General features: G+C 37.5%; 6 protein-coding genes. All 6 read left to right on the forward strand.

Going from position 1 to position 7,103, the window contains the following annotated elements:
• Nucleotides 1-28: 28 nt before the first annotated feature.
• The 6 genes from Q7O55_RS02070 to Q7O55_RS02095 all read left to right on the forward strand — a co-directional run bounded on the left by Q7O55_RS02070 (nucleotide 29) and on the right by Q7O55_RS02095 (nucleotide 6,955).
• Nucleotides 29-1,216 (forward strand): amidohydrolase, encoded by a 1,188-nt coding sequence (locus Q7O55_RS02070; protein WP_303927930.1) that lies wholly within the window; start codon nucleotides 29-31, stop codon nucleotides 1,214-1,216.
• Between the two features lie 78 nt (nucleotides 1,217-1,294).
• Nucleotides 1,295-2,473, forward strand: a complete 1,179-nt coding sequence (locus Q7O55_RS02075; protein ID WP_303927932.1) for an HAD hydrolase family protein — start codon at nucleotides 1,295-1,297, stop codon at nucleotides 2,471-2,473.
• A 102-nt stretch (nucleotides 2,474-2,575) separates the two neighbouring features.
• Nucleotides 2,576-2,773 carry a DUF362 domain-containing protein gene (locus tag Q7O55_RS02080; protein ID WP_004697904.1) on the forward strand — a complete coding sequence of 66 codons (198 nt, stop codon included), beginning with the start codon at nucleotides 2,576-2,578 and terminating at the stop codon, nucleotides 2,771-2,773.
• Between the two features lie 261 nt (nucleotides 2,774-3,034).
• Nucleotides 3,035-4,570, forward strand: coding sequence for a glutamine-hydrolyzing GMP synthase (gene guaA / locus Q7O55_RS02085; RefSeq protein ID WP_303927934.1), 1,536 nt, complete (start codon nucleotides 3,035-3,037; stop codon nucleotides 4,568-4,570).
• A 36-nt stretch (nucleotides 4,571-4,606) separates the two neighbouring features.
• Nucleotides 4,607-5,473 (forward strand): DNA adenine methylase, encoded by an 867-nt coding sequence (locus Q7O55_RS02090; protein ID WP_303927936.1) that lies wholly within the window; start codon nucleotides 4,607-4,609, stop codon nucleotides 5,471-5,473.
• Nucleotides 5,474-5,479: 6 nt separating this feature from the next.
• A complete protein-coding gene (locus Q7O55_RS02095; RefSeq protein WP_303927938.1) occupies nucleotides 5,480-6,955 on the forward strand; it encodes a hypothetical protein in 1,476 nt (491 codons plus the stop codon).
• Nucleotides 6,956-7,103: the final 148 nt, after the last annotated feature.

Raw genomic sequence — 7,103 nt, forward strand, 5'->3', positions numbered from 1 at the left:
ATTTTTGATTATATCTATTGGAGGCGCTATGAACCTTATGCATACATTTTCCGATCTTTGTAAAAGCTTCGCACCAGATGCTTTTACGGTGAATTATACATTAGCTAAAAACCCTGAGATTTCCAGTCAAGAATTCGAGTCTGTTAAAACCATTGGTGCTGTTCTCGAAAAACATGGCATGGACGTAACCTATGAATTTTGTGATTTACCGACTGCCTTCAAGGCCTCTGTTGTGAAAGTAGATACCCCTCAAGGTCGTTTAGCGATACTTTGTGAATATGATGCACTGCCAGAGGTAGGCCATGCATGCGGTCATTCCGCCAGTGGTTCTATGAGCGTGTTGGCTGCATTGACACTGCATAAAATGCAAGAAGAGGGCGTAGCTTTCAACATGGATATAGATATCATCGGCACACCAGACGAAGAAGCGATGGGGTGCAAGGTGGATATGTGCAATGCAGGGGTATTTAAAGAATACGATTTTGCCATCATGGTGCATCTCGACGGCGAGGAAACACGGCCAAATTCACAATTTTTGGCACTCGATTGTTTCCGCGCTAAGTATCATGGTAAGCCAGCCCATGCAGCTGGAGAGCCTTGGAATGGCATCAACGCGGTAAATGGTGTGCAACTTGTTATCCATGCTATGGATATGATGCGCCAACAAGTGCGCCCTGAAACGCGCATCGGCACGTGGATTATTGCTGGAGGTACCGCATCCAATGTAATTCCTGCCTTCGGTGAATTAGAGGTTACCGTGCGTCATACGGAGCGTGAGTACTTGAATTGTTTATCTGAGCAAATCAAAAAAATCTTTGAAGGGGCTGCCTTTTGTACAGGTACAACTGTGGATGTAGAGTTTTATGGCAATCCGTATGATGATATGAACCAAAACCACCGTGGCACAAAGCTTATCGAAGAGGTAATGGCCGACATGGGCCTCAATTTTGAACCTGGTCCGGCAGCCCTCGGAGGTAGTTCAGATATTGGCAATGTAAGCTATCAATGTGCAGCACTCCATCCTAAATTGCGCCTCGCTGGCGAGCCGAAGGTGTGCCATTCTAAAGAATTTGCCGGTGCCATGTTAGAGCCTACCATTGAACAAACTATCATCGACGGCGCTAATATTATTGGTGGCGCTTTACTACGACTCGTAGAAAACCCAACAACCTTAGAAGAAATCGTAGCTGAATTTAAAGGATCTCTAGGGGAATAGTCATAGGATACTATGAGGATACTCATTTGAAATTCAAGATATTAATAAATCTATTTTAGATACCATGAGGGAGGCTATATGTCCTTAAAGGAAACATTAACTATAAAAAATTATATAGGTCTAGTTGGAGATAAGCGCATTCGATTCATCGCATCCGATGTAGATGGTACCTTGGTAAACGATACGAAAGCAATTCCTGAGGATGCCATTGAGGCGATTCGTGCAGCTCGTGAAAGCGGCATTCGCGTAGCCATTGCTTCTGGCCGCGCTTGGAATGAGATGAATGATGTCATCGAAAAACTGCCTTGCTTACGCTATTTCATGTGCACTAATGGCGCTTACGTGATGGATAAGGACGAAAACCGTAGTCTATTCCACGTAAATTTTGATAAAGAACAAGCTCTACACTTGTTACGCAAACTGTTAACCTATGGCGTATATGTAGAAGCTTATGTGAAAGACCAAATCTTTGGCATGTATCCGCCGTCTAGATGTATTACACCTGAACGTTTAGGGGCGTGCGCTTGTGAACGAAGTAACAGTAATAAAAAGACGATACATGGCATCATGGATAATCATCTGCCTAACATCATGGATAATCATCTAACTGAAACAATAGATCAGCAGGTTTCTGGTGCATTACATACCCATTTACCAGGGGCAACTTATGCTCACTATGCTTTGGCAGAAGGTGATGAAGCAGCCAATGTGAAACTATCTGAATGTGAAATTGAGCAATCCAATTTCTTCTTTAGACCTAATATTCGTCCATTTATCTTGGCTACGCGGACAATGGTATGTGATTTATTAGCTCATATGGAAGCCTTAGACGAAGGGCCTGAGAAGATTCAAATCTTCTACGGTGACGAGCCGATGCGTCAGCGCATCTTGCAAGACTTACGAGATGAATACCAAGGTCTGTCCCACGATGGTACAGGCCGTGAACGTTTTTATGATGTATTGCTCTCTAGTGAAGGCAATCTAGAATTTGTATTGCCTCATACTACAAAAGGCACTGCTGTAGAAGCCTTGGCAAAACATTGGGGCTTAAGTCCCGATGAGGTGATGACACTAGGGGATAGCGAAAATGATCTATCTATGTTACGCTTTGCGGGTGCAGGCGTAGCCATGGGCAATAGCAAGCCGAACATTAAAGAAACGGCACGATACGAAACAACAGACAATAACCACCAAGGCGTGGCAAAGGCTATTTACTCGGCTATTGCATATAATATTGAGCTCAATAGAAAATCTTAACTTTAGTGTTTATAATAACCTAACGTTACATAGCAGATATAGTATTTAATCATCACGTGGATATACTTAATTTTGCTTTTGCTGATAGGGAGGTGATGTATAATGGGAAATCTAAAATTTAATATTGACGATACTTGCGTTAAGTGCGGAGCTTGCGCTGAGGACTGTCCTGTTCAATGCATCACCGAAGGTAAGACTCGATTTATCATCGGGAAAGGCTGTATCGGTTGTGGCGACTGCTATTCCATCTGTCCTGTGGGGGCCGTAAAAATGTATAAACGAGAGGCCCCTAAAAAGTGATAGCTAGAAATCTTTCAACATTATCAGCAAATTGACTTACATAGGAAAGGCTCCTAAAGCGTGATAGTTAGAAATCCGAACATTAAAGATTTATTTATAATCTACATACGGAATATATGGAGTCGTTATATTTCCTATGGTATAATAAGCTGTAATGAAAAATTAGCGTTTTGCTCGAAAAAACGCGCCCCCAGTACAGAAATGTATGGGCATAACAAATCGTGAATATACTTTCACAAATAGATGCATATGGAGGAAGGCATGGAAAACAAGGAATTTGTAATTGTTGTTGACTTTGGTGGTCAATATAACCAATTGATCGCGCGCCGTGTTCGTGAAAATCACGTATACTGCGAAGTATATCCATACAATAAAGCGCTGGAAAAAATTAAGGACTTGAAACCGCAAGGTATCATCTTTACAGGCGGTCCTAACAGCGTGTACGAAGAAAATTCCCCGAAAATCGACAAAGAGATTTTTGAACTTGGCATTCCTGTTCTTGGCATGTGCTACGGTATGCAATTTATGGCACATACATTGGGCGGTGAAGTTAAATCTGCGGACAACCGTGAATTTGGTAAAACACCTACTAAAGTGGACACTACATCTCCATTGTTCAAAGGCTTGTCCGAGGACGAAGTGGTTTGGATGTCCCATGTCGACTATGTGGCGAAGGTTCCTGCAGGTTTTGAAATCGTAGCCCATACAAAGGATTGCCCTGTAGCGGCGATGCAGAATAAAGAACGTAAATTGTATGCTATGCAGTACCATGCGGAAGTGTTACACACGGAACATGGTAAAGAAATGCTTCACAACTTCTTATACGAAGTATGTGGCTTCACAGGCACATGGACAATGGCAAACTATGCAAAAACTGCTATTGAAGACATCCGCAACACTGTAGGCGATGGCAAAGTATTATTGGCATTGTCCGGTGGTGTAGATAGCTCCGTTGCAGCAGCTCTTATTTCTAAAGCTGTAGGTGACCAATTGACTTGTATCTTCGTTGACCACGGTTTGATGCGTAAAAACGAAGGTGATGAAGTAGAAGCAGCTTTCAAAGATTCCGGCATGCATTTTATCCGCGTAGATGCAGAAAAACGTTTCTTAGATAAATTGGCTGGTCTTGAAGATCCAGAAGCGAAACGTAAAGCTATTGGTGAAGAATTCATCCGCGTATTCGAAGATGAAGGTCGTAAAATCGGTTCTGTTGACTTCTTGGCACAAGGTACAATCTATCCTGACGTTATCGAGTCCGGCACTGGCGAAGCAGAAGTTATCAAATCTCACCACAACGTAGGCGGCTTGCCTGCAGTTGTAGATTTTAAAGGTCTTATCGAACCATTGCGTAACCTCTTCAAAGACGAAGTGCGTGAACTTGGTGCTGAATTAGGTTTGGCTGACTACCTCGTATGGCGTCAACCATTCCCAGGTCCTGGCCTTGCTATTCGCGTAATGGGCGAAATCACTAAAGAGAAACTCGACATTTTGCGTGATGCGGACTACATCTTCCGTGACGAAATTGCAAAAGCTGGCCTTGATCGTAGCATCAACCAATACTTTGCAGTATTAACATCTACACGTACCGTAGGCGTTATGGGTGACTTCCGTACATACGATTACACATTGGCATTGCGTGGCGTAACAACAACAGACTTCATGACTGCAGACTGGGCACGCATCCCTTACGACGTATTGGACACAATCTCCCGTCGTATCGTAAATGAAGTACAACACATTAACCGTATTGTGTACGATATTACATCTAAACCACCTGCTACCATTGAGTGGGAGTAGATTTCTTAGTTTTATTTTACGGTTATGGAGGTGTTTATGAATCCTTCTCCACTGCGCTACCCAGGAGGAAAACATAAATTATATAATTATGTTTCTCGTTTAATAAAAGAAAATGATTGCACTACATATATTGAACCTTTTTGTGGTGGAGCAGCAGTTGCATTGGAACTTTTATTTAATGGACTGGTTAATCGTATAATATTAAATGATTATGATTTTACAGTTTTTTGCTTTTGGGAAAGTGTTTTATATCGTACAGATGAATTTATTCAGTTAGTAACAAACACAGAAGTGACTATAGATGAGTGGCATAGACAAAAAGCAATTCGAGATAACCTTTCGAATCATAGTAATTTAGAAATTGGTTTTTCAACATTCTTTTTAAATAGAACTAATCGCTCGGGAATTATTGATAAAGCTGGTCCTATAGGTGGATTAGAGCAAACCGGAGAATACTTAATAGATTGTAGATTTAATAAATCAAGGCTTATTAAACAAATTGAAAGGATTGCAGCGCATAGAGAAAAGATTAGTATATATAATTTAGAGGCACTCGATTTTATTGAAAATATAATTTTAAATAAAAGAAAGACTTTTACTTTTTTTGATCCACCTTATTATAGTAAAGGACCTGGGTTATATAAAAATTTTTATTCTCATGGTGATCATGTTAATTTGGCTAATATGATATTAAGTAGATTAAAAAATAGGATGTGGATTGTTACATATGATAATATAAATGCTATAAAAGCAATGTACTCTAAGGTATGTAATATTGAGTTTAAATTAAATTACTCTTTACAAAAAAAACGTGCTGCTAGTGAAGTAATGTTCTATGCGAGGAAACTTCAAAGACCAAAAAATGAAGAAGAATATCTAACAATTTTATTTAATGGAGCATAATTAGTAATGGGAGAGATTAAAAAATTAAAAATTAAAGATCTACTCAATTATTTTGAAAATCCACGACATGTTATCGGAACTAATGAAGTAGATACTTTAAAAAAATTATTTGACTCTGTTGGCATCCAATATATGCTTAATTTGGCAGATGATATACAAAAAAATGGTTTATTAGGTAATCAGCAAATTGTAGTTGTTTATTCAAATGATTTAAGACGGTATATTGTTTATGAAGGTAATCGAAGAGTTGCAGTATTAAAACTTCTTTTAGAACCAGATAAATTTAATTTCTTAGATGTAGCAACTAAAGAGAAAGCTCAGAAAATTAGTCAAAAAGGGAATATTTCCGAAGAGATTAGCTGTTATATTACTGATGAAAAAGATGCTTTTTTTATTATGGAAAGACTACATTCAGGCGAAGACAAAGGAAAAGGAACTAAACAGTGGTCAGCACGTGAAAAAGAAAATTTTAAGGTTAGGATGAATCATGAAAAAACACTTTCTTATTTGGTGGATTTTTATGTAAAAAAATATTTTACTGATTTAGATATTACTAATATCTTACCATTTACTACTATTGAAAGAATATTTAACAATAGGGTAATAAAGAGAAAAATTGGATTAGATATTTCTGATGAGGGAACTTTTACAAAAGAGCGTATGCAATTGGTAATAAATGCTTCTAAATGGGTTGTAAAAGAGGCAGAGAACGAAGGGGTAGCTGTTACTCGTTTATTTAATAAAGCTGGAACAATAGAAGATAAATTAATACCCTGGATTTATGATTACACAAATAAATTAAACGATAAGGAACAAGAAAGTCTTATTGAAAAATTAGATTTTGATAGTCAACCGAATGATAAAATTGTTAATAATGATCAATCGAGTGATGAAGTATCTATCACGTTAAAAAATAAAGACAGTTTAACTGTTACTGATATAAACTCAACTGAACCGATACAAAATAATATTTTAACTACTCAAGGGACTGCTAAAAACTTACCGTACTTTTTTTTAGGTTTAAATTATAGTAGCTTATCACCTTCAGATGTAAATTCGCATGGTGTAGCCGCCATATGTAAAGAATTAGAATTATTTTCAGAAAAGAAGCTTGTAAAAAGCTATCCGATAGCAGCAACATTTCTTGTGCGTGCAATTATTGAGCAGTCTATAATTTATTATTCAAAAAAACATAAAATTCAAGGGTCAGATCAATTGATTTGGTCTAGAATAGAGAAGGATTCAGGAAAACTTAGTAGAATTATAACTAATTATATAAAAAATTTACCAAACTATATTACAGATACAAATATTCAACAATATTTTAATAAACTATTTAAGGATTATAGTGATAATATAGATCCGTTAAATTGGGTAATACATAGACCTGCTGAATTTCGATTAGATTCAAATACTTTAATTAAACTACCACAAAAAGGTTTATTAGCAGTTATAAACTATTTGTTATCTGATAAAGTATAGATTTGGAAAATGGGGACATTTTTGATCGTGGTATATTAAAATTATAATAAATGTTGGAATGATACAATTTGTATTGTTCCAGCATTATTTTTATATATGATGAATTGCAATAAGTAATGCGACAAAATTAAATCAATTTTCTAATCTC

It is taken from the genome of Veillonella parvula, from assembly GCF_945949885.1.
Taxonomy (GTDB): domain Bacteria; phylum Bacillota; class Negativicutes; order Veillonellales; family Veillonellaceae; genus Veillonella; species Veillonella parvula_B.

Excerpts from the sequence above, each read along its gene's own strand:
- Q7O55_RS02080 (WP_004697904.1), top strand. The coding sequence starts at position 2,576 with ATGGGAAATCTAAAATTTAATATTGACGATACTTGCGTTAAGTGCGGA.
- Q7O55_RS02090 (WP_303927936.1), top strand. The coding sequence starts at position 4,607 with ATGAATCCTTCTCCACTGCGCTACCCAGGAGGAAAACATAAATTATAT.
- guaA (WP_303927934.1), top strand. The coding sequence starts at position 3,035 with ATGGAAAACAAGGAATTTGTAATTGTTGTTGACTTTGGTGGTCAATAT.
- Q7O55_RS02095 (WP_303927938.1), top strand. The coding sequence starts at position 5,480 with ATGGGAGAGATTAAAAAATTAAAAATTAAAGATCTACTCAATTATTTT.
- Q7O55_RS02075 (WP_303927932.1), top strand. The coding sequence starts at position 1,295 with ATGTCCTTAAAGGAAACATTAACTATAAAAAATTATATAGGTCTAGTT.
- Q7O55_RS02070 (WP_303927930.1), top strand. The coding sequence starts at position 29 with ATGAACCTTATGCATACATTTTCCGATCTTTGTAAAAGCTTCGCACCA.